This is a genomic window from Enterobacter sp. MF024 (genome assembly GCF_005843915.1).
Classification (GTDB): domain Bacteria; phylum Pseudomonadota; class Gammaproteobacteria; order Enterobacterales; family Enterobacteriaceae; genus Enterobacter; species Enterobacter barmai.
Window position 1 is genome coordinate 41604 of the sequence record NZ_VCBB01000009.1, and the last position, 17434, is coordinate 59037.

Consider the following 17434-nt stretch of genomic DNA (forward strand, 5'->3'; position numbering starts at 1 on the left):
AGAATCATGTCAAAAGATACCACGTCAGACCATTTACGCGCTGAACTGAAGTCCCTGGCGGATACCCTGGAAGAGGTGCTGAGCTCCTCAAGCGACAAGTCGAAAGAAGAGCTGAGCAAACTGCGCAATAAAGCGGAGAAGGCCCTGCACGAGAGCCGCTATCGCCTGGGTGAAACCAGCGACGTGCTGGCAAAACAGACCCGTGAGGCCGCCGCGCGCGCTGATGAGTACGTGCGTGAGAATCCTTGGGCCGGCGTAGGCATTGGTGCTGCGGTGGGCGTTGTCATCGGCATGCTGCTTACGCGACGTTAATTATGGAAGATTCACGTCAACCACAAGGGCCCGCAAAAAACGTCCTCGGTATCGGACAGCGGATTTTAACCACACTTGTCGGCATCGCTGAGACGCGAATCCGGTTGGCAGTGGTTGAACTGGAAGAAGAGAAAGCTAACCTCTTCCAGCTGCTACTGATGTTGGGGTTGACCATGCTCTTCGCCGCCTTTGGCCTGATGAGCCTGATGGTATTGATTATCTGGGCAGTCGATCCGCAGTATCGTCTTAATGTGATGATTGGCACCACCGTGGTGCTGCTGCTTGCCGCCCTGATTGGGGGAATATGGACGATGCGCAAAGTGCGCCACTCCACCCTGTTACATCATACCCGTAAGGAACTGGCCAACGATCGGTCGTTGCTGGAGGATGACAAAAAGTGAGCAGAAGCCGATCGGAACGTGAGCGAGAAAAAGCATTTTTGCTGAGCCAGATCCAGCAGCAAAGGCTGGATCTGTCGGCCGGCAGCCGTGACTGGCTGGAAGCGACGCACAGTTACGATCGCGGATGGACGATGTTCCTCAACCTGCGCGCCTGGGCGCTGGTAGGGAGCAGTATCCTGGCGGTGAAAGCTGTCCGCCATCCGAACAGGCTGATCCGCTGGGCGCGTCGTGGCTTTGGTATCTGGAGCGCCTGGAAGCTGGTTAAAACCACACTTACCCAGCAACAGCTTCGCAAATCCGAAACGCACTGACGTTTAGCCTGCTCCACTCGTAAAGCGCCTGAGGGCGCTTTATTTTTATCCCCTCCCCCTCTGCTTGCTCAATATCTTTGATAAAGATTGACAGTTTTCCTTGCTAACAATCGGCATTCGCCCCGTTTATGATTCTCTCCATCGACAGCGAGACCGCGGCATCCGCCCGATTTTGCACATTAAATAGGTTTCACAGCCCAAATGGTTCCCTGGAGAGTAAGATGAAAAAATTAGAAGATGTTGGTGTACTGGTAGCGCGCGTTCTGATGCCAATCCTATTTATTACTGCAGGCTGGGGCAAAATCGGTGGTTATGCCGGTACCCAGCAGTATATGGAAGCAATGGGCGTTCCGGGGTTCCTGCTGCCGTTGACCATTCTGCTTGAACTGGGTGGTGGTCTGGCAATCCTGTTCGGTTTCCTGACCCGTACGACCGCGCTGTTCACCGCAGGCTTCACTCTTCTGACCGCGTTCCTGTTCCACAGCAACTTTGCGGAAGGCGTGAACTCTCTGATGTTCATGAAAAACCTGACCATCGCGGGCGGTTACCTGCTGCTGGCTATCACCGGTCCGGGTGCGTTCAGTATCGACCGCGTCCTGAATAAGAAGTGGTAAGCACGCTATACTGAATCAAAAAGCGAGGAGATCTCTCCTCGCTTTTGCTATCTAAGGAGGAATAAATGGGACAACTCGTAGACGGCGTCTGGCAGGATACCTGGTATGACACCAAATCAACCGGGGGACGTTTCAAACGTTCTGTTTCGGCCTTCCGTAACTGGCTCACCGCCGACGGTGCGCCTGGCCCGAGCGGCGAAGGCGGCTTTGCGGCCGAGAAAGATCGTTATCACCTCTATGTTTCTCTGGCCTGTCCGTGGGCGCACCGTACCCTGATCGTCCGCGCCCTGAAGGGGCTGGACTCGCTGATCCCCGTCTCGGTGGTGCATCCGCTGATGCTGGAGAACGGCTGGACCTTTGGCGATGACTTCCCGGCGGCCAGCGGCGACTCGCTCTATCACCATGATTTTCTTTACCAGCTCTACCTGCGCGCCGATCCGCACTACACCGGCCGCGTTACCGTTCCGGTACTGTGGGACAAGAAAAATCAGACCATCGTCAGCAATGAGTCCGCCGAAATCATCCGCATGTTTAACACCGCGTTTGATGCCCACGGAGCCCGGGCGGGCGATTATTATCCGCCTGCGCTGCGCGATAAGATTGATGACCTGAATAGCTGGATCTACGACAACGTCAATAACGGCGTCTATAAGGCCGGTTTTGCCACCAGTCAGGAAGCCTATGATGAAGCCGTGACTAACGTCTTTAAGTCGCTGGAGCGTCTGGAGCAGATCCTGGGCCAGCACCGCTATCTGACCGGCAACCAGCTGACCGAAGCGGATATTCGTCTGTGGACCACGCTGGTGCGCTTTGACCCGGTTTACGTCACCCATTTTAAGTGCGACAAACACCGGATCAGCGATTACCTCAACCTGTACGGTTTCCTGCGCGACATTTATCAGATGCCGGGGATCGCGGAGACGGTGGATTTTGACCACATCCGTAACCACTACTATCGCAGCCATAAAACCATCAATCCGACGGGCATTATTTCCATTGGCCCGTGGCAGGATCTGAACGAACCGCACGGGCGCGACGTCCGCTTCGGCTAAGCCTCAGGGGCGCTATTCCGGCGCCCTTTACACCCCTTTATTCCCGTCTATGCTTTAGTGGATCGCTTAAAAAACAAGTGATTAATTGCTATTGAGGTCAAAAACATGGACTGGTATCTGAAAGTACTGCGGAATTATATTGGGTTTAAAGGTCGCGCCCGGCGCAAAGAGTTCTGGATGTTCACCCTGGTGAACTTCATTCTGATTTGCGTGCTGGGGCTGATCGACAAGATGCTGGGCTGGGAACGGGCTGGCGGCGAAGGCATTCTGACCACCCTGTATGGCTTGCTGGTGCTGCTGCCCTCATGGGCCGTGCTGTTTCGCCGGCTGCATGATACCGACCGGACGGCGTGGTGGCTGCTGCTGGCGCTCATTCCGATTATCGGCTGGTTGATCATTGTGATCTTCAACTGCCAGCGCGGTACGGAAGGTGAAAACCGCTTTGGGCCGGATCCACTGCTGAACAAATGACAGGTTGCCCGGTGGCGCTATGCTTGCCGGGCCAACAGGTTACTTCTGGGTAAAGAGTTTCTGGATCTCGCGCAGACACCAGGATTTGGCTTCGCCCATGCTGTCACGACGCCACGCCATAATGATATCCACTTCGCTTGTGTACTCCGGGCTGACAACCCGCAGACGCCCTTCGGCAATATCTTTTTCGACAAACGGATACGGCATGGTGGCCACGCCCAATCCGGCCAGCAGCGCCTGACGCTTATCTTCCAGCGTACTGACGGTGAGGCGCGGCTGCTTATCAAGCAGCTGAACGGTTAACACCGGACGCTCGCGGGCGGTATCGGCCACCGCCACGCCGCGGTATTTAACGCGGGTTACTTCAGACAGCGGCTCGGGCTCCTGATGAATCGGGTGATCCGGCGCGGCAACGTACACGTTCATTACGGTATAGAGCTTGCGGGAATTGATCTCCGACGAAGAGCGGAAGTGCATGTCCGGCGCAATCACAATATCCGCCCGGCCCTGCTCCAGACGCTCCCACGCCCCGGCAAGCACTTCGGTGATAATGGAAAGCTGGGTATTGGCTTTATCCGCCAGACGCTCCACCAGCGGGTAGAGTGCCGCAGTAGGTACCAGCGCTTCGGTGACCAGCGTCAGGTGCGTTTCCCAGCCGCGGGCCAGCGCTTCGGCGTCGGTGGTCAGCTTATCCGCCGCTTCCAGCAACACGCGCCCGCGCTCCAGCAGCATTCGCCCGACGTTAGTGAATTTTGTTCGGTGACCGGAACGGTCAAACAGCACCACATCCAGCTCTTCTTCCAGCTTCTGCATGGTGTAGCTCAGGGCAGATGGCACGCGCCCCAGTTCATCTGCTGCTGCAGCGAAGCTACCGCGACGATCGATGGCGTCCATCACGCGCAGCGCTTCAAGGGTCAATGCTCTCTCTTTAGCCATGGCGTTCTCATTCAGGAAATTTGAACATACCGGGCAGAATATCTGGCTAACAATGCAGCGTCCATACCTTTACCATTGTTTTAGTGTAAAGAGAGGTCAAGTTTTATGATTACGACAAGAACAGCTAAACAGTGCGGACAAGCCGATTTCGGTTGGCTGCAGGCCCGCTACACCTTTTCCTTTGGACACTACTTTGACCCGAAACTGCTGGGCTATGCCTCTTTGCGTGTACTGAACCAGGAAGTTCTCGCACCGGGGGCCTCGTTCCAGCCGCGTACCTATCCAAAAGTGGATATCCTGAACCTGATCCTTGAAGGCGAAGCAGAGTACCGCGACAGCGAGGGCAACCATGTCCAGGCGAAAGCCGGTGAAGCATTGCTGATAGCCACCCAGCCCGGCATCAGCTATAGCGAACATAACCTCAGCAAAGACAAGACGTTGACGCGTCTGCAGCTGTGGCTGGATGCCTGCCCGGAGCGGGAAAACCCGCTGCTACAGAAGATCGACCTGCTGGATGCGAAACAGCAGCTGCTGGCCTCGCCGGATGGCAGTTCAGGCAGCCTGCAACTTCGCCAGCAGGTGTGGCTGCACCATATCGAGCTGGATAAAGGGGAGCGTCTGAGTTTTCAGCTGCACGGCCCGCGCGCCTACCTGCAATCTATTCACGGCACGGTACATGCGCAGACCCCAGCAGAGGAGCGTGAAGCGTTAACCTGCGGGGATGGGGCGTTTATCCGCGACGAGGCGAATATCACCTTGGTAGCCGACACGCCTTTGCGTGCGCTGCTGATTGATTTGCCTGTCTGAGTCCATGCTGCCGGGTTTGCGCATGCTTACCCGGCCTGCACGAATGGCTTACTGGCTCATGGCCTGGGCGATCTGTGAGCGTACCTCGGCGCGCTGTTCCGGAGTCAGAACCTGGCTCACATCGAAGTAATATTTCACGCGATAGTAACGCGCCTGCTCCTCAATGTGGCCGATCGCAGCCAGCTGGCCCTTCACCGCTTTCTCATCCCATTTACCAGACTGGATCACGTCGATCAGCGTGCCATTTTTCACGTCGTTGGTCGGGATCTTATTGACGTTTTCTTCCAGCTGCTGGTGCAGAGCCTTAATCTTCGCGGTCTGCTCACTGCTGAGTTTCAATTGCTGAACGACAGGATCCTGGGCAGGCTGCGGCGCAGTTGTCACCTCTGCCGCCTGTGCCACGCCAGCAAAGCCTGTCAGCGATGCCGTCAGCAGCGCGATACGGAAAATCTTTTTCATCTCACAATCCTTAATTATCTGTCAGGGAAGAACCCGGGGAGTATTTTTCAATTACGGATGAGGATCTGTGAGGAAGTATATAAACAATTTTGTATGTAAGCACAGGGATCTTACGAGCCTTACGCCTGATAGTTGCCAGTACTAAAAATCATGTGGCAGGGTCCTGTCGATTGAAATCAGTTTCCCTTTTTTAACGGTGATATATTGCCCTTCCTTTAATTCTGCAAGCACCCGAAAAACATAACTTCTGGAGAGATTGGTTCTGCGAATGATAAAGTTCGCAATCCCCTCATTTTCCTTGGCATTCACGCTTCTTCGGTAAAGATAGCGCCGTAACATGGCTTTGATAGTGTGATAGCCAGAATCTGTTCTTCTCTCGACATGAACATCTAAAGCCACAATGAGCATATAGGAAAGAATTGTCGTCAGCTCTTTCATATAACTCTTAGATGTGTCGTAAAATATCCGTTCAAAATCATCCACACTTATTTGTAATATTGTTGCAGAAGTAAGCGTCATATAGTTGAAGGAGATGACCGGGCACATCCACTCCAGTAGGCCGACGGGCATAAATTCGATAGTAGTGCCAATGATTCTGGGATCTTCATCCATTGCGATTGATAAGACGCCTTCCGAAACATAATAAATTGAACCTGGCTCTATAATAAGTGGTTCATTTGCGTTGAGTGAAAAAGTTTTTGCACAAGCAATAACGTCCTCCTGGTGCTTATTAAGGTCAAGAGTCCGGTAGTGCTCATGAATTTTTTCAAAGACAAACTGCATCGAACTCTCCGTTAGTAATAATGCAAATTGACATTATAGTCCTCAGGGCAACACCGGGCGTCAATTTCGGCATAAGTCCCGGCATGGACTATCGCAAACAAAAAATGCGCGTAAACTAATAAACCAGATTAAGCAACACGCATTCAAATACCTTAACCGTTTTTATTGTTAAAAACGAGAGCGCCGCTATGCCTTTCTTTGACAAAAGTGAGGCGTGCTCATTATCGACCTTAACCCATTGCTTAATTGAATTTTAATGACGATATCCGGGCCCCTGACGACCTGGTACAAACAAATAAGTAAGGTGTTCAATTATGAAACTTAAATATCTGACAGTAGCGATCGCCCTGATATTCAGCGCTGGCGTAACGGCACAGTCCGCTCCTTTAACCATTCCTCAGGCGACAAAGTTTGATGAACTGGCAACCACACCGGCAGAAGTGACGATGCCGGAATCTTATGTCAAAGCCATCGCGCAGCAAGCCTATATCTGGGGCTGGCCGATGGTAAACCAGTTTAACCGTCGCGAGACGATCACCAAAGCGCCGTATCCTGCGCTGAATGGCGGCATGGTACCCGTCGCGCCGATGGGTCAGTTGAGCATGCTGACCGACTATATCAAGCCGCAGGAGACCTTTGTGACCTGTCCAAACCAGGATGTGGCTTACGGCCTGGGCTTCTTTGAACTGGATAAAGAGCCGGCGGTCATTCAGGTTCCTGATTTTGGCGAGCGCTTCTGGGTCTATGCTATCTATGACGCGCGTACGAATCAGATTGGTAATGTGGGCAAACCCTACGGGACCAAACCGGGCTTTTACCTTTTGGTTGGGCCTAACTGGAAAGGGGAGACGCCAAAAGGCTTCGAAGGCGTAATACATTCATCCACTGAGATGGCGAACGTTATCCCGCGCATTCAGATGGATGATACCCCAGACGATCGCGCCGCAATTCAGGCCCCCATCAAAGAGGTGATGACGTACCCGCTCAGCGAATTCACAGGCAAAATGAAGTCATATGAATACTCTACAATCCCGGCGATTGGTGATAAACCGGATCCAAATTCCGGTGAAACCCGGTGGGTTGTTCCAGAAAAATTCTTTGACCAGTTTGCTAACGTGTTGAATAAAGTTCCGCCACTGCCGGGTGAAGAGGCCATGTATACCCAGTATCGTCATCTGGTTGAGGCCGGTAAAAAGGATCCGCAAATTCGTAAATGGATGGACGAAGCCGCAGTTCAAACGGATAAAACCGTCATCGCCGATTTCTTTAAATGGAAAAATAATGGCGTACCGGCGGGCAACGGCTGGAACCGTTCGAAGAATAATGCCCAGTTCGGGGTCGATTATTACAACCGTACCGGGACGTCAAAATCGAATATGTTCGATAATAAGCCTGATGAAACCCAATATTTCTACACGGACAATGCGGGTAACGGCAGCCAGCTTTCAGGCGATCATGATTACACGGTGACATTCCCGCAAGGGGGTCTTCCGCCTGTTAAGGGATTCTGGTCATTGACGCTGTACAACAGTAAGCATCTGTTCAGCCCGAACGAACTGAATCGTTATTCGCTGGGGACAAAAAATCAAAACCTCAAATATAACGCCGATGGTTCGCTGACGCTGTATGTGAGTAAAACCAATCCGGGTGAGGCAAAAGTGAATAACTGGCTTCCGGCGCCTGACGGAGTTTTCTCACTCTATATCCGCGCCTACTGGGGTGAAAAAGCCATTCTTGATGGCACCTGGCAGCCACCAAAAATTGAAATGACGAAGTAACTCCTGCCAGCTACAAAGCAAAAACCCCGCCGAAGCGGGGTTTTATAAAGAGTTGAAGCTGACCGATAAGCCGGGTTCTGTCGTGGACAGTCATTCATCTAGGCCAGCAATCGCTCACTGGCTCAAGCAGCCTACCCGGGTTCAGTACGGGCCGTACCATGTGAACCCCTATTTGGCCTTGCTCCGGGTGGAGTTTACCGTGCCACGGACTGTTACCAGCCGCGCGGTGCGCTCTTACCGCACCCTTTCACCCTTACCTGATCCCACTTGCGTGGGCCATCGGCGGTTTGCTCTCTGTTGCACTGGTCGTGGGTTTCCCCCCCAGGCGTTACCTGGCACCCTGCCCTATGGAGCCCGGACTTTCCTCCCCTCCGCCCGTCTCCCCCGAAAGGGACGACGACGAAGCGGCGACTGTCTGGTCAGCTTCGGCGCGCAGTATAGAGGGTTTGTACGCCGCTGTCACCCTTCCGTGCGCATCCCCACCTGCAGGGTGGCGGCAATATTGCGCGAGGCGCGATAAATATTGTCAAACGCGCCGCGGAACGCCTCCTCCAGGGTGCTGATGCTGGTCAGGACGCTGAACACCGCGTCGATGCCGTACTGATGCACAATGCCGACATCCGTGGTCAGGCTGCCGGCAATGCCGATCACCGGCTTGCGATATTTGCTGGCGACGCGCGCCACGCCCACCGGCACCTTGCCGTGAATACTTTGACTGTCCAGGCGCCCTTCACCGGTCACCACCCAGGTACAGTCGTGAATATGCTCTTCGAGATTGAGCGCCTGGGTGACGATTTCAATGCCGCTTTTCAGCTCCGCACCGAGAAACGCCATCAGTGCGGCGCCCATACCGCCTGCCGCGCCTGCGCCAGGGACATTTTTGACATCAATACGCAGCGAGGCGTTAATCACGTCTGCGTAGTGGGAAAGATTGTTGTCGAGCTCCAGGATGTTGGCTTCTGTCGCCCCTTTCTGCGGGCCGAAGATGCGGGATGCGCCCTGCTCGCCGATCAGCGGATTGCTCACGTCGCAGGCCACGCGGATCGCGCAGGATTTAAGGCGCGGATCGAGAGCCGAAATATCAATGTTGTTCAGCGCCATCAGGCTGCCGCCGCCGTGGCCGATCTCGGTGCCGTTGGCATCCGTCAGTTTTGCGCCGAGGGCCTGAACCATTCCCGCGCCGCCGTCGTTGGTCGCGCTGCCGCCAATCCCGATAATGATATTGCGCGCGCCTTTATCCAGTGCCGCGAGGATCAGCTCCCCCGTCCCGCGGGTGGTGGTGATTAACGGGTTGCGCTGTGCCGGTGGAACCAGTGCCAGACCGCTGGCAGACGCCATCTCGATAAATGCCGTCACGCCATCGCCGGAGATCCCCCAGCAGGCATTGACGCTTTCGCCCAGTGGGCCCGTCACAACTGCGTGCTGCATTGTGCCGTTGGTGGCGGCAATCATCGCTTCAACCGTTCCCTCCCCGCCATCCGCCACGGGAACCGAAACATACTCTGCATCGGGAAAGATCTCCCGAAAGCCTTTTTCTATCGCCCGCGCTACCTCGGTGGCAGACAGGCTTTCTTTGTAAGAGTCAGGGGCGATTACGATTTTCATAGTTATAGCCTGTTACCGCTTAAGGCAAAAATAGCGGGCGCGTTCCCGCGCCCGTCTTTGTTAGCGAGTGACTTCCACTTTCGCCAGTTTTTCGTAATAGCAGGCGATGGCGCTGTGGTCCGCCGTCCCCAGCCCGTCGGCACGCAAGGCCTGCATCATCTCCATCACCGCCGCGGTCAGAGGCAGCTGCGCGCCCACGCCGTGAGACGTGTCCAGCGCGTTGGCCAGATCCTTGATGTGCAGATCGATACGGAAGCCCGGCTTGAAGTTACGATCCATCACCATTGGCGCTTTGGCATCCAGTACGGTGCTGCCCGCCAGGCCGCCGCGAATGGCCTGATAAACCAGATCCGGGTTCACGCCCGCTTTGGTCGCCAGGGTCAGCGCTTCGGACATCGCCGCAATGTTCAGGGCCACAATCACCTGGTTTGCCAGCTTGGTTACGTTACCCGCGCCAATCTCACCGGTATGCACCACAGAACCGGCCATCGCTTTCAGCAGGTCGTAGTACTTGTCGAAAATCGCCTTATCGCCGCCCACCATCACCGAGAGGGTACCGTCGATGGCTTTCGGCTCGCCGCCGCTGACCGGCGCATCCAGCATGTCGATGCCCTTCGCTTTCAACGCTTCGCTGATTTCACGGCTGGCCAGCGGTGCGATGGAGCTCATGTCGATCACCACGGTGCCCGGTTTGGCCCCTTCGATGATGCCGCCTTCACCCAGCGCCACCTCTTTGACGTGCGGGGAGTTTGGCAGCATGGTGATGATCACATCGCACTGCTCGGCAATGGCTTTTGCCGTGGCGGCGGTTTCTGCGCCTGCGGCAATCACGTCGGCAATGGCTTCCGGGTTACGGTCTGCAACCACCAGTGAGTAACCTGCTTTGATGAGGTTTTTACTCATTGGTTTACCCATGATACCCAGGCCAATAAAACCAACTTTCAGTGTCATATTTGCGTCTCTCTTTATTCAGTGGTGGTGGTTATTTCTTGAAGGAATCAGCTAACTTCTGGGTGGCGGAGCGGAACACGCCAAGATCGCTGCCAACGGCAACAAAGGTCGCGCCCCATTCCAGGTAACGGCGGGCATCGGCCTCAACCGGCGCCAGAATACCGGACGGCTTCCCGTGCGCTTTGGCGCGGGCAAAGATGTGCTGAATGGCGCGCTGCACTTCCGGATGATTAGCGTTACCCAGGTGGCCAAAGGCCGCCGCCAGATCGCTTGGGCCGACGAAGATGCCATCTACGCCATCAGTGGCGGCAATCGCATCGACGTTGTCCACGCCCTGCTGGCTCTCAATCTGTACCAGGATAGTGATGTTCTTGTTCGACTGGGCCAGGTAGTCCGGCACGGTGCCAAACATATTGGCGCGATGGGAGACCGACACGCCGCGAATACCCTCCGGCGGATAGCGGGTAGAGGCCACCGCCTGCACCGCCTCTTCGACGTTCTCCACAAACGGGATCAGGAAGTTGTAGAAACCAATATCCAGCAGGCGCTTGATAATCACCGGCTCGTTGGTCGGGACGCGCACAACCGGCGCGCTGTGGCTGCCTTTCAGCGCCATCAGCTGCGGGATAAACGTGGTGACGTCGTTCGGCGCATGTTCACCGTCCAGCACCAGCCAGTCAAAACCTGCCAGCCCCAGCACTTCGGTGCTGATTGGGCTTGCCAGCGCGGACCAGCAGCCGATCTGAATCTGATGCGCCGCGAGGGCCGCTTTAAATTTGTTCGGGAAAATATCGTTACTCATCGCTTATACCTTTGCTTATTTCTGCAATTCCATACGTTTGATGTCACCCACTACGAACAGGTAGCAGAACATCGCCATCAGCGCCGAACACCCGACGAATACCAGGGCCGCGTTGAACGAATGCAGTTCACTGACCAGATAGCCAATCACCAGCGGAGTGACGATTGACGCTACGTTGCCAAAGACGTTAAACACACCACCGCACAGGCCGACAATCTCTTTTGGCGCGGTATCGGAAATAACCGGCCAGCCCAGAGCGCCAAACCCTTTACCGAAGAAGGCCAGCGCCATCAGCCCTACCACCAGCGCGGTGTTGTTGGTGTAGTTGCACAGAATGATTGAGGAGGCCAGCAGCATACCCAGCACAATCGGCAGCTTACGCGCCAGGGTAATCGACTTCCCTTTCTTAATCAGGTGATCCGAGAAGACGCCGCCCAGTACGCCACCGGCAAAACCGCACAGCGCCGGGATGGAGGCCACCAGACCCACCTTCAGAATCGACATCCCCTTCTCCTGCACCAGGTAAATCGGGAACCAGGTGAGGAAGAACCAGGTGATGGTGTTGATAAAGTATTGCCCGAAAAACACGCCCAGCATCATGCGGTTGGACAATAACTGTTTGATGTAATGCAGCTTCGGACCGCTGGCCGCTTTGTCGCCCGGCTTTTTGTGGTCCATGTCGACCACCGCGCCGCCGTCCTTGATGAACTTCAGCTCCTCAGCGCTCATGCGTGGGTGGTCGGTTGGGTTGTGAATCAGCTTCACCCACAGGCCGGTCAGCACAAAGCCAATCACGCCCATCACGGTAAAGACATGTTCCCAGCCCCAGGCGAAGGTCAGCCAGCCGAGCAGTGGGGAGAACAGCGCCAGCGAGAAATACTGGGCGGAGTTAAAAATCGCCGATGCGGTACCGCGCTCTTTGGTCGGGAACCAGGCCGCCACGATGCGGGCGTTAGCCGGGAAGGACGGTGCCTCGGAGAAGCCGAGCATAAAGCGCATAAAGAACATTGAAACGCCTGCCCACGCCAGCGGGAAGAGATCCACAAAGCCCTGCAGGAAGGTGAACAGCGACCAGAAGAACAGGCTGTAGGTATAAACCTTTTTCGAACCGAACTTATCCAGCAGCCAGCCGCCGGGGATCTGCATCAGCAGGTAGGCCCAGCCGAAGGCGGAGAAGATGTAGCCCATCGACACGGCGCTTAACTGGAGCTCTTTGGCGACTTCCGTTCCGGCAATAGAGAGCGTGGCGCGGTCAGCGTAATTGACTGCGGTAACAATAAAGATAATGAGCAATATTAAATAACGGGTAGGGGCACCCTTTTTTGTTTCAACGGTAGTATCCAGCAACATATTTATTTCCTCTGGTACATCAATGAAAGTGTTTTTATTATTTTTAGAGCGAGGCATTCCTGATTATTTTGCTAATAACAGGTAATCACGGTTAATTAACCGAATCCATGAAAGCGTTAATGAGTATAATCAAGCGCCCTGCACCGCGCATTGTGGCAACGCTCAATTATCGGCGGCGTGATGAATATTATTTTGAGCATATGCACAACCCCCTGGGCGCTGATGCACAGATTTCACCATTGCCCCCCTTATGCGCAGGCGAAGGTCAAAAATGAGTGATCGCGATCACATTATTAATTTCCAGCGCCTGACATTCTTTATTCCACTGAGCAGAGTCTTTATTTCCTATAACAAGAAAATAGACGTACTCTTTTACCCATTAATTATCCCCCACTCGCTGGAGAATACTGGACAATGGCCGACATTGAAATTCGACAAACGTCGCCGACCGCGTTTTATATTAAGGTGCACGACACCGATAACGTGGCGATTATTGTTAACGATCAGGGGTTAAAAGCCGGAACGCGTTTCCCGGACGGGCTTGAGCTGATCGAGCATATTCCGCAGGGCCATAAAGTGGCGCTGGTCGATATCCCGGCGCAGGGCGAAATCGTGCGTTACGGCGAAGTCATCGGCTATGCCGTGCGGGCGATCCCGCAGGGCAGCTGGATTGATGAATCGCTGGTCGCCCTGCCGGAAGCCCCGCCGCTGAATACCCTGCCGCTGGCAACCCGCGTACCGGAGCCAATGCCAGCCCTGGAAGGATACACCTTTGAAGGCTATCGCAATGCGGACGGCAGCGTGGGCACCAAAAACCTGCTTGGCATCAGCACCAGCGTGCACTGCGTGGCGGGGGTGGTCGATTTCGTGGTGAAGATCATCGAGCGCGATCTGCTGCCAAAATACCCGAACGTCGACGGCGTGGTGGGTCTGAACCACCTTTACGGCTGCGGCGTGGCGATCAACGCCCCGGCGGCCATCGTGCCGATCCGTACCGTCCACAATATCGCCCTGAACCCGAACTTTGGCGGTGAAGTGATGGTGGTCGGCCTCGGCTGCGAAAAACTCGTGCCTGAGAAACTGCTGCAGGGGACCGAAGATACCCAGGCCATTCCTGTCGACAGCGCCAGCATCGTGCGTCTGCAGGACGAGCAGCACGTCGGCTTCCGCTCCATGGTGGATGACATTCTGCAGGTCGCGGAGCGCCATCTGACAAAACTCAATCAGCGCAAGCGTGAAACCTGCCCGGCTTCCGAGCTGGTGGTAGGCATGCAGTGCGGGGGCAGCGACGCCTTCTCCGGCGTGACCGCTAACCCGGCCGTGGGCTATGCCTCGGACCTGCTGGTGCGCTGCGGCGCCACGGTGATGTTCTCCGAAGTGACCGAAGTGCGCGATGCGATCCACCTACTGACGCCACGCGCCATCAACGAAGAGGTGGGTAAACGCCTGCTGGAAGAGATGGCCTGGTACGATAACTATCTCGATATGGGTAAAACCGACCGCAGCGCCAACCCCTCTCCGGGCAACAAGAAAGGCGGCCTGGCGAACGTGGTGGAAAAAGCGCTGGGCTCTATCGCCAAATCGGGCCAGAGCGCCATCGTTGAGGTGCTCTCCCCGGGCCAGCGTCCAACCAAACGCGGCCTGATCTACGCCGCCACGCCTGCCAGCGATTTCGTCTGCGGCACCCAGCAGGTGGCCTCCGGGATCACCGTTCAGGTGTTCACCACCGGGCGCGGCACGCCGTACGGCCTGATGGCGGTTCCGGTGATCAAAATGGCAACCCGCACCGAGCTGGCTAATCGCTGGTTCGATCTGATGGATATTAACGCGGGCACCATCGCCACCGGGGAAGAGAGCATTGAGGACGTGGGCTGGAAGCTGTTCCACTTCATCCTCGACGTGGCGAGTGGACGTAAGAAGACGTTCTCCGATCAATGGGGATTACATAACCAGCTGGCGGTATTCAACCCGGCACCGGTGACCTGAGTTTTGCAGTAAACCTCACTTTAGCATGGCTTCGGCCATGCTTTTTTTTTGCCTTTCGTTCTTTCGCAACCTTCCTTTCACTTTCGCTTCTTTCGTTTTTACGATATCAATCACAAAAAAGCATTCCGAAACACTATATCTTCTTTCGAAGAAAACAAACGAAAGGTTTCGGAGGAAGGATGTACATCATTTCGACCAAAGCGATGCTCACCAAAGCCCAGCGGGAAGGTTATGCGGTGCCGGCTTTCAATATTCATAACCTCGAAACGCTGCAGGTGGTTGTCGAGACAGCGGCCGAGATGCGCTCGCCGCTGATCGTCGCCGGTACGCCCGGCACCTTCAGCTACGCCGGGATCGGCAACATCGTAGCCATCGCTGACGCGCTGGCAAAAACCTGGAACCAGCCGCTGGCGATCCACCTCGATCATCACGAAACGCTCGATGATATTGCACAGAAAGTGCAGGCCGGTGTGCGCTCGGCGATGATCGACGGCTCGCACCTGCCCTTTGCCGACAACGTGGCGCTGGTAAAGCAGGTCACCGACTACTGCCACCGGTATGACGTCAGCGTGGAGGCGGAGCTGGGCCGTCTGGGCGGGCAGGAAGATGACCTGGTGGTCGACAGCAAAGACGCCCTCTACACCCATCCGCAGCAGGCCCGCGAGTTCGTGGCGCTGACCGGTATCGACTCTCTCGCGGTCGCCATCGGCACCGCCCACGGCCTCTATACCGCCACGCCAAAACTCGATTTTGAGCGCCTGGCGGAGATCCGCAGTCAGGTGGAGGTGCCGCTGGTGCTGCACGGTGCCTCTGGCCTTTCAGCCGCTGATATCCGCCGGGCAATCGATCTCGGCATCTGCAAAGTGAACGTCGCCACCGAGCTGAAAATTGCCTTTTCCGACGCCCTGAAAACCTGGCTGGCCGAACACCCCGAGGCCAGCGATCCCCGTCACTACATGATCCCCGCCAAAGCCGCCATGAAAGAGGTGGTGCGCAAAGTCATTAACGACTGTGGCTGCGAAGGCAAACTGTAAACCACGCGAACCGGAGGAAACGGTGAAAAATATTATTGCCCGCCACAAGGCGGGAGAGCATCTCGGCATCTGTTCAGTCTGCTCAGCGCACCCGCTGGTGATCGAGGCGGCCCTGCGCTTCGATCTGGACACTGACAACAGCGTGCTGATTGAAGCCACGTCCAATCAGGTGAATCAGTACGGCGGCTATACCGGCATGAAACCGGCTGATTTCCGCGATTTTGTGCTCAACATCGCCGAAAAAGTCGGGTTCCCGCAGCAGCGGTTGATCCTCGGCGGCGACCATCTGGGCCCCAACTGCTGGCAGAACGAGCCCGCAGAGACGGCGATGGAGAAAGCCGTCGCGCTGATTAAGGCTTATGTGGCCGCGGGCTTCAGCAAAATCCATCTCGACGCGTCGATGTCCTGCGCCGACGATCCGGTGCCGTTAGATCCGGTGGTGGTGGCGCAGCGTGCGGCGCGGCTGTGCCGGGCGGCGGAAGAGACCGCCACCGACGCGCAGAAGGCGGCGCTGACCTACGTGATTGGCACCGAAGTGCCGGTGCCGGGCGGGGAGGTCAGCAGCATCGACAGCGTGCACGTCACCCGCGTAGAAGACGCCGCCCGCACTCTTGAAACGCACCAGACCGCGTTCCACGCCCTGGGGCTGGATGAGGCGATGACGCGGGTGATTGCCATCGTGGTACAGCCCGGCGTGGAGTTCGACCATACCCAGATCATCCACTATCAGCCGCAGGCCGCCAAAGCGCTCTCGGGCTGGATCCGCCAGACGCCGATGGTCTATGAAGCTCACTCTACCGATTATCAGTCCCGTCAGGCCTACCGGGAGTTGGTGCGGGATCACTTTGCGATCCTGAAGGTCGGCCCGGCCCTCACCTTCGCCCTGCGCGAGGCGATTTTTGCCCTGGCGCAGATGGAAGCGGCGCTGATCGCCCCGGAAAACCGCAGCCGGGTGCTGGAGGTGATCGACGAGGTGATGCTCAACGAGCCGGATTACTGGAAAAAATACTATCGCCCGACCTGGAGCCAGGCGATGGTGGACATTCACTTTAGCCTGTCCGACCGCATTCGCTACTACTGGCCGCACCCGCGTATCCGTCAGAGCGTGGAGAAACTGCTCGCGAATCTCGGCACCCAGACTTTGCCGCTGGGGCTGATCAGCCAGTATCTGCCCGTGCAGTTCGAACGCGTCACGGCCCGCACTATCGCCACGACGCCACAGGATCTTGTCATCGACAAAATACAGGACGTGTTACGCGCGTACCGCTACGGCTGCGCCCCTGACGCCCATGGAACCCCGGAGACGCTATGAGCAAACTGTTTGTCCGTACCGGCATTGATTTTGCCACCTGCCAGCAGGCGCTGGCCCATATTGGCGAGGAGATGCTGGCGAAAGGGGTGGTGCATGCCACCTACCCCGCCGCGCTGGTAGAACGGGAAGCGGTATTCCCGACCGGCATCGCCCTTGAAAAACATGCCGTGGCGATCCCGCACTGTGAGGCGGTACATGCAAAAGAACCGGCTATCTACCTGATTCGACCGGACAAGCCGGTGAATTTTCAACAGGCGGACGACGATGCAGAGATCGCCGTGTCGCTGATTATCGCCCTGATCGTTGAAAACCCTGCGGCGCAGCTCGTTCTCCTGCGCCGGTTATTTAGTGAGCTGCAAAACCCAACCACGCTGGAAGCGCTGCTTAACGCGCCGGATCACCAACTGGGGGCGCTGTTTGAAGAGGCCATCATGATGGCGGAACCCTGCAAGCAGGCCTCATAACATACT

The 17434-nt window shown here is 56.0% G+C and carries 19 protein-coding genes and 1 other RNA gene; 12 read left to right on the forward strand and 8 right to left on the reverse strand.

What is annotated here, in order from left to right; all coding sequences use genetic code 11:
- The first annotated feature begins 6 nt into the window (after positions 1 to 6).
- The 6 genes from FFB58_RS14580 to FFB58_RS14605 all read left to right on the forward strand — a co-directional run bounded on the left by FFB58_RS14580 (position 7) and on the right by FFB58_RS14605 (position 3161).
- Positions 7 to 312: a YqjD family protein gene (locus FFB58_RS14580; RefSeq protein WP_039031694.1), complete on the forward strand. Its 306-nt coding sequence runs from the start codon at positions 7 to 9 to the stop codon at positions 310 to 312.
- Between the two features lie 2 nt (positions 313 to 314).
- Positions 315 to 713, forward strand: coding sequence for a phage holin family protein (locus FFB58_RS14585; protein WP_039031693.1), 399 nt, complete (start codon positions 315 to 317; stop codon positions 711 to 713).
- Positions 710 to 1024, forward strand: coding sequence for a YqjK-like family protein (locus FFB58_RS14590; protein WP_039031692.1), 315 nt, complete (start codon positions 710 to 712; stop codon positions 1022 to 1024). The genes FFB58_RS14585 and FFB58_RS14590 overlap by 4 nt, the downstream gene beginning before the upstream one ends.
- Before the next feature lie 221 nt (positions 1025 to 1245).
- A complete protein-coding gene (locus FFB58_RS14595) occupies positions 1246 to 1638 on the forward strand; it encodes a DoxX family protein (RefSeq protein WP_176556488.1) in 393 nt (130 codons plus the stop codon).
- 65 nt (positions 1639 to 1703) lie between these two features.
- The gene (locus tag FFB58_RS14600; protein WP_138370287.1) at positions 1704 to 2690 is read left to right on the forward strand and encodes a glutathione S-transferase family protein; all 987 of its coding nucleotides are present in this window, start codon (positions 1704 to 1706) and stop codon (positions 2688 to 2690) included.
- Positions 2691 to 2795: 105 nt separating this feature from the next.
- Positions 2796 to 3161, forward strand: a complete 366-nt coding sequence (locus tag FFB58_RS14605; RefSeq protein WP_039031689.1) for a DUF805 domain-containing protein — start codon at positions 2796 to 2798, stop codon at positions 3159 to 3161.
- Positions 3162 to 3200: 39 nt separating this feature from the next.
- Here the strand turns inward: FFB58_RS14605 and FFB58_RS14610 are convergent, their stop codons facing one another.
- Positions 3201 to 4097 carry a LysR family transcriptional regulator gene (locus FFB58_RS14610; RefSeq protein ID WP_039031688.1) on the reverse strand — a complete coding sequence of 299 codons (897 nt, stop codon included), beginning with the start codon at positions 4095 to 4097 and terminating at the stop codon, positions 3201 to 3203.
- 105 nt (positions 4098 to 4202) lie between these two features.
- Here FFB58_RS14610 and FFB58_RS14615 point away from each other — a divergent pair, with 105 nt between their 5' ends.
- Complete coding sequence (locus FFB58_RS14615; protein WP_039031687.1) at positions 4203 to 4904, forward strand: pirin family protein; 702 nt, start codon at positions 4203 to 4205, stop codon at positions 4902 to 4904.
- A gap of 48 nt (positions 4905 to 4952) precedes the next feature.
- On the opposite strand, the gene FFB58_RS14620 is transcribed toward FFB58_RS14615, so the two are convergent.
- Together FFB58_RS14620 and FFB58_RS14625 are read right to left on the reverse strand one after the other, a co-directional pair.
- Positions 4953 to 5363, reverse strand: a complete 411-nt coding sequence (locus FFB58_RS14620; RefSeq protein ID WP_039031686.1) for a Spy/CpxP family protein refolding chaperone — start codon at positions 5361 to 5363, stop codon at positions 4953 to 4955.
- Positions 5364 to 5504: 141 nt separating this feature from the next.
- The gene (locus FFB58_RS14625; RefSeq protein WP_138370288.1) at positions 5505 to 6146 is read right to left on the reverse strand and encodes a helix-turn-helix domain-containing protein; all 642 of its coding nucleotides are present in this window, start codon (positions 6144 to 6146) and stop codon (positions 5505 to 5507) included.
- A gap of 314 nt (positions 6147 to 6460) precedes the next feature.
- Here FFB58_RS14625 and FFB58_RS14630 point away from each other — a divergent pair, with 314 nt between their 5' ends.
- Positions 6461 to 7924, forward strand: coding sequence for a DUF1254 domain-containing protein (locus tag FFB58_RS14630; RefSeq protein ID WP_138370289.1), 1464 nt, complete (start codon positions 6461 to 6463; stop codon positions 7922 to 7924).
- Positions 7925 to 7974: 50 nt separating this feature from the next.
- On the opposite strand, the gene rnpB is transcribed toward FFB58_RS14630, so the two are convergent.
- The 5 genes from rnpB to garP form a co-directional block, all read right to left on the reverse strand.
- An RNA gene (gene rnpB / locus FFB58_RS14635) (RNase P RNA component class A) lies at positions 7975 to 8351 on the reverse strand.
- Between the two features lie 32 nt (positions 8352 to 8383).
- Positions 8384 to 9529 carry a glycerate 2-kinase gene (garK, locus tag FFB58_RS14640; RefSeq protein WP_138370290.1) on the reverse strand — a complete coding sequence of 382 codons (1146 nt, stop codon included), beginning with the start codon at positions 9527 to 9529 and terminating at the stop codon, positions 8384 to 8386.
- A 60-nt stretch (positions 9530 to 9589) separates the two neighbouring features.
- Entirely contained in the window at positions 9590 to 10480 is an 891-nt protein-coding gene (gene garR / locus FFB58_RS14645; protein WP_039031684.1) for a 2-hydroxy-3-oxopropionate reductase, read from the reverse strand.
- Between the two features lie 31 nt (positions 10481 to 10511).
- Entirely contained in the window at positions 10512 to 11282 is a 771-nt protein-coding gene (garL, locus tag FFB58_RS14650) for a 2-dehydro-3-deoxyglucarate aldolase (protein ID WP_039031683.1), read from the reverse strand.
- 15 nt (positions 11283 to 11297) lie between these two features.
- Positions 11298 to 12632, reverse strand: a complete 1335-nt coding sequence (gene garP, locus FFB58_RS14655; protein WP_039031682.1) for a galactarate/glucarate/glycerate transporter GarP — start codon at positions 12630 to 12632, stop codon at positions 11298 to 11300.
- A gap of 414 nt (positions 12633 to 13046) precedes the next feature.
- Here garP and garD point away from each other — a divergent pair, with 414 nt between their 5' ends.
- The 4 genes from garD (at position 13047) to gatA (ending at position 17428) form a co-directional block, all read left to right on the forward strand.
- Positions 13047 to 14618 (forward strand): galactarate dehydratase, encoded by a 1572-nt coding sequence (gene garD, locus FFB58_RS14660; protein WP_039031681.1) that lies wholly within the window; start codon positions 13047 to 13049, stop codon positions 14616 to 14618.
- A gap of 179 nt (positions 14619 to 14797) precedes the next feature.
- Complete coding sequence (locus FFB58_RS14665) at positions 14798 to 15652, forward strand: tagatose bisphosphate family class II aldolase (protein WP_138370291.1); 855 nt, start codon at positions 14798 to 14800, stop codon at positions 15650 to 15652.
- A gap of 22 nt (positions 15653 to 15674) precedes the next feature.
- Positions 15675 to 16964, forward strand: coding sequence for a tagatose-bisphosphate aldolase subunit GatZ (gatZ, locus tag FFB58_RS14670; RefSeq protein ID WP_138370292.1), 1290 nt, complete (start codon positions 15675 to 15677; stop codon positions 16962 to 16964).
- Entirely contained in the window at positions 16961 to 17428 is a 468-nt protein-coding gene (gatA, locus tag FFB58_RS14675; protein ID WP_138370293.1) for a PTS galactitol transporter subunit IIA, read from the forward strand. Before gatZ ends, gatA begins: the two co-directional genes overlap by 4 nt.
- Positions 17429 to 17434 lie beyond the last annotated feature (6 nt).

What these genes read in the sequence shown, in the direction of transcription:
- FFB58_RS14580 (WP_039031694.1), top strand. Translation starts at nt 7, where the DNA reads ATGTCAAAAGATACCACGTCAGACCATTTACGCGCTGAACTGAAGTCC.
- FFB58_RS14585 (WP_039031693.1), top strand. Translation starts at nt 315, where the DNA reads ATGGAAGATTCACGTCAACCACAAGGGCCCGCAAAAAACGTCCTCGGT.
- FFB58_RS14595 (WP_176556488.1), top strand. Translation starts at nt 1,246, where the DNA reads ATGAAAAAATTAGAAGATGTTGGTGTACTGGTAGCGCGCGTTCTGATG.
- FFB58_RS14600 (WP_138370287.1), top strand. Translation starts at nt 1,704, where the DNA reads ATGGGACAACTCGTAGACGGCGTCTGGCAGGATACCTGGTATGACACC.
- FFB58_RS14605 (WP_039031689.1), top strand. Translation starts at nt 2,796, where the DNA reads ATGGACTGGTATCTGAAAGTACTGCGGAATTATATTGGGTTTAAAGGT.
- FFB58_RS14610 (WP_039031688.1), bottom strand. Translation starts at nt 4,097, where the DNA reads ATGGCTAAAGAGAGAGCATTGACCCTTGAAGCGCTGCGCGTGATGGAC.
- FFB58_RS14615 (WP_039031687.1), top strand. Translation starts at nt 4,203, where the DNA reads ATGATTACGACAAGAACAGCTAAACAGTGCGGACAAGCCGATTTCGGT.
- FFB58_RS14620 (WP_039031686.1), bottom strand. Translation starts at nt 5,363, where the DNA reads ATGAAAAAGATTTTCCGTATCGCGCTGCTGACGGCATCGCTGACAGGC.
- FFB58_RS14625 (WP_138370288.1), bottom strand. Translation starts at nt 6,146, where the DNA reads ATGCAGTTTGTCTTTGAAAAAATTCATGAGCACTACCGGACTCTTGAC.
- FFB58_RS14630 (WP_138370289.1), top strand. Translation starts at nt 6,461, where the DNA reads ATGAAACTTAAATATCTGACAGTAGCGATCGCCCTGATATTCAGCGCT.
- garK (WP_138370290.1), bottom strand. Translation starts at nt 9,529, where the DNA reads ATGAAAATCGTAATCGCCCCTGACTCTTACAAAGAAAGCCTGTCTGCC.
- garR (WP_039031684.1), bottom strand. Translation starts at nt 10,480, where the DNA reads ATGACACTGAAAGTTGGTTTTATTGGCCTGGGTATCATGGGTAAACCA.
- garL (WP_039031683.1), bottom strand. Translation starts at nt 11,282, where the DNA reads ATGAGTAACGATATTTTCCCGAACAAATTTAAAGCGGCCCTCGCGGCG.
- garP (WP_039031682.1), bottom strand. Translation starts at nt 12,632, where the DNA reads ATGTTGCTGGATACTACCGTTGAAACAAAAAAGGGTGCCCCTACCCGT.
- garD (WP_039031681.1), top strand. Translation starts at nt 13,047, where the DNA reads ATGGCCGACATTGAAATTCGACAAACGTCGCCGACCGCGTTTTATATT.
- FFB58_RS14665 (WP_138370291.1), top strand. Translation starts at nt 14,798, where the DNA reads ATGTACATCATTTCGACCAAAGCGATGCTCACCAAAGCCCAGCGGGAA.
- gatA (WP_138370293.1), top strand. Translation starts at nt 16,961, where the DNA reads ATGAGCAAACTGTTTGTCCGTACCGGCATTGATTTTGCCACCTGCCAG.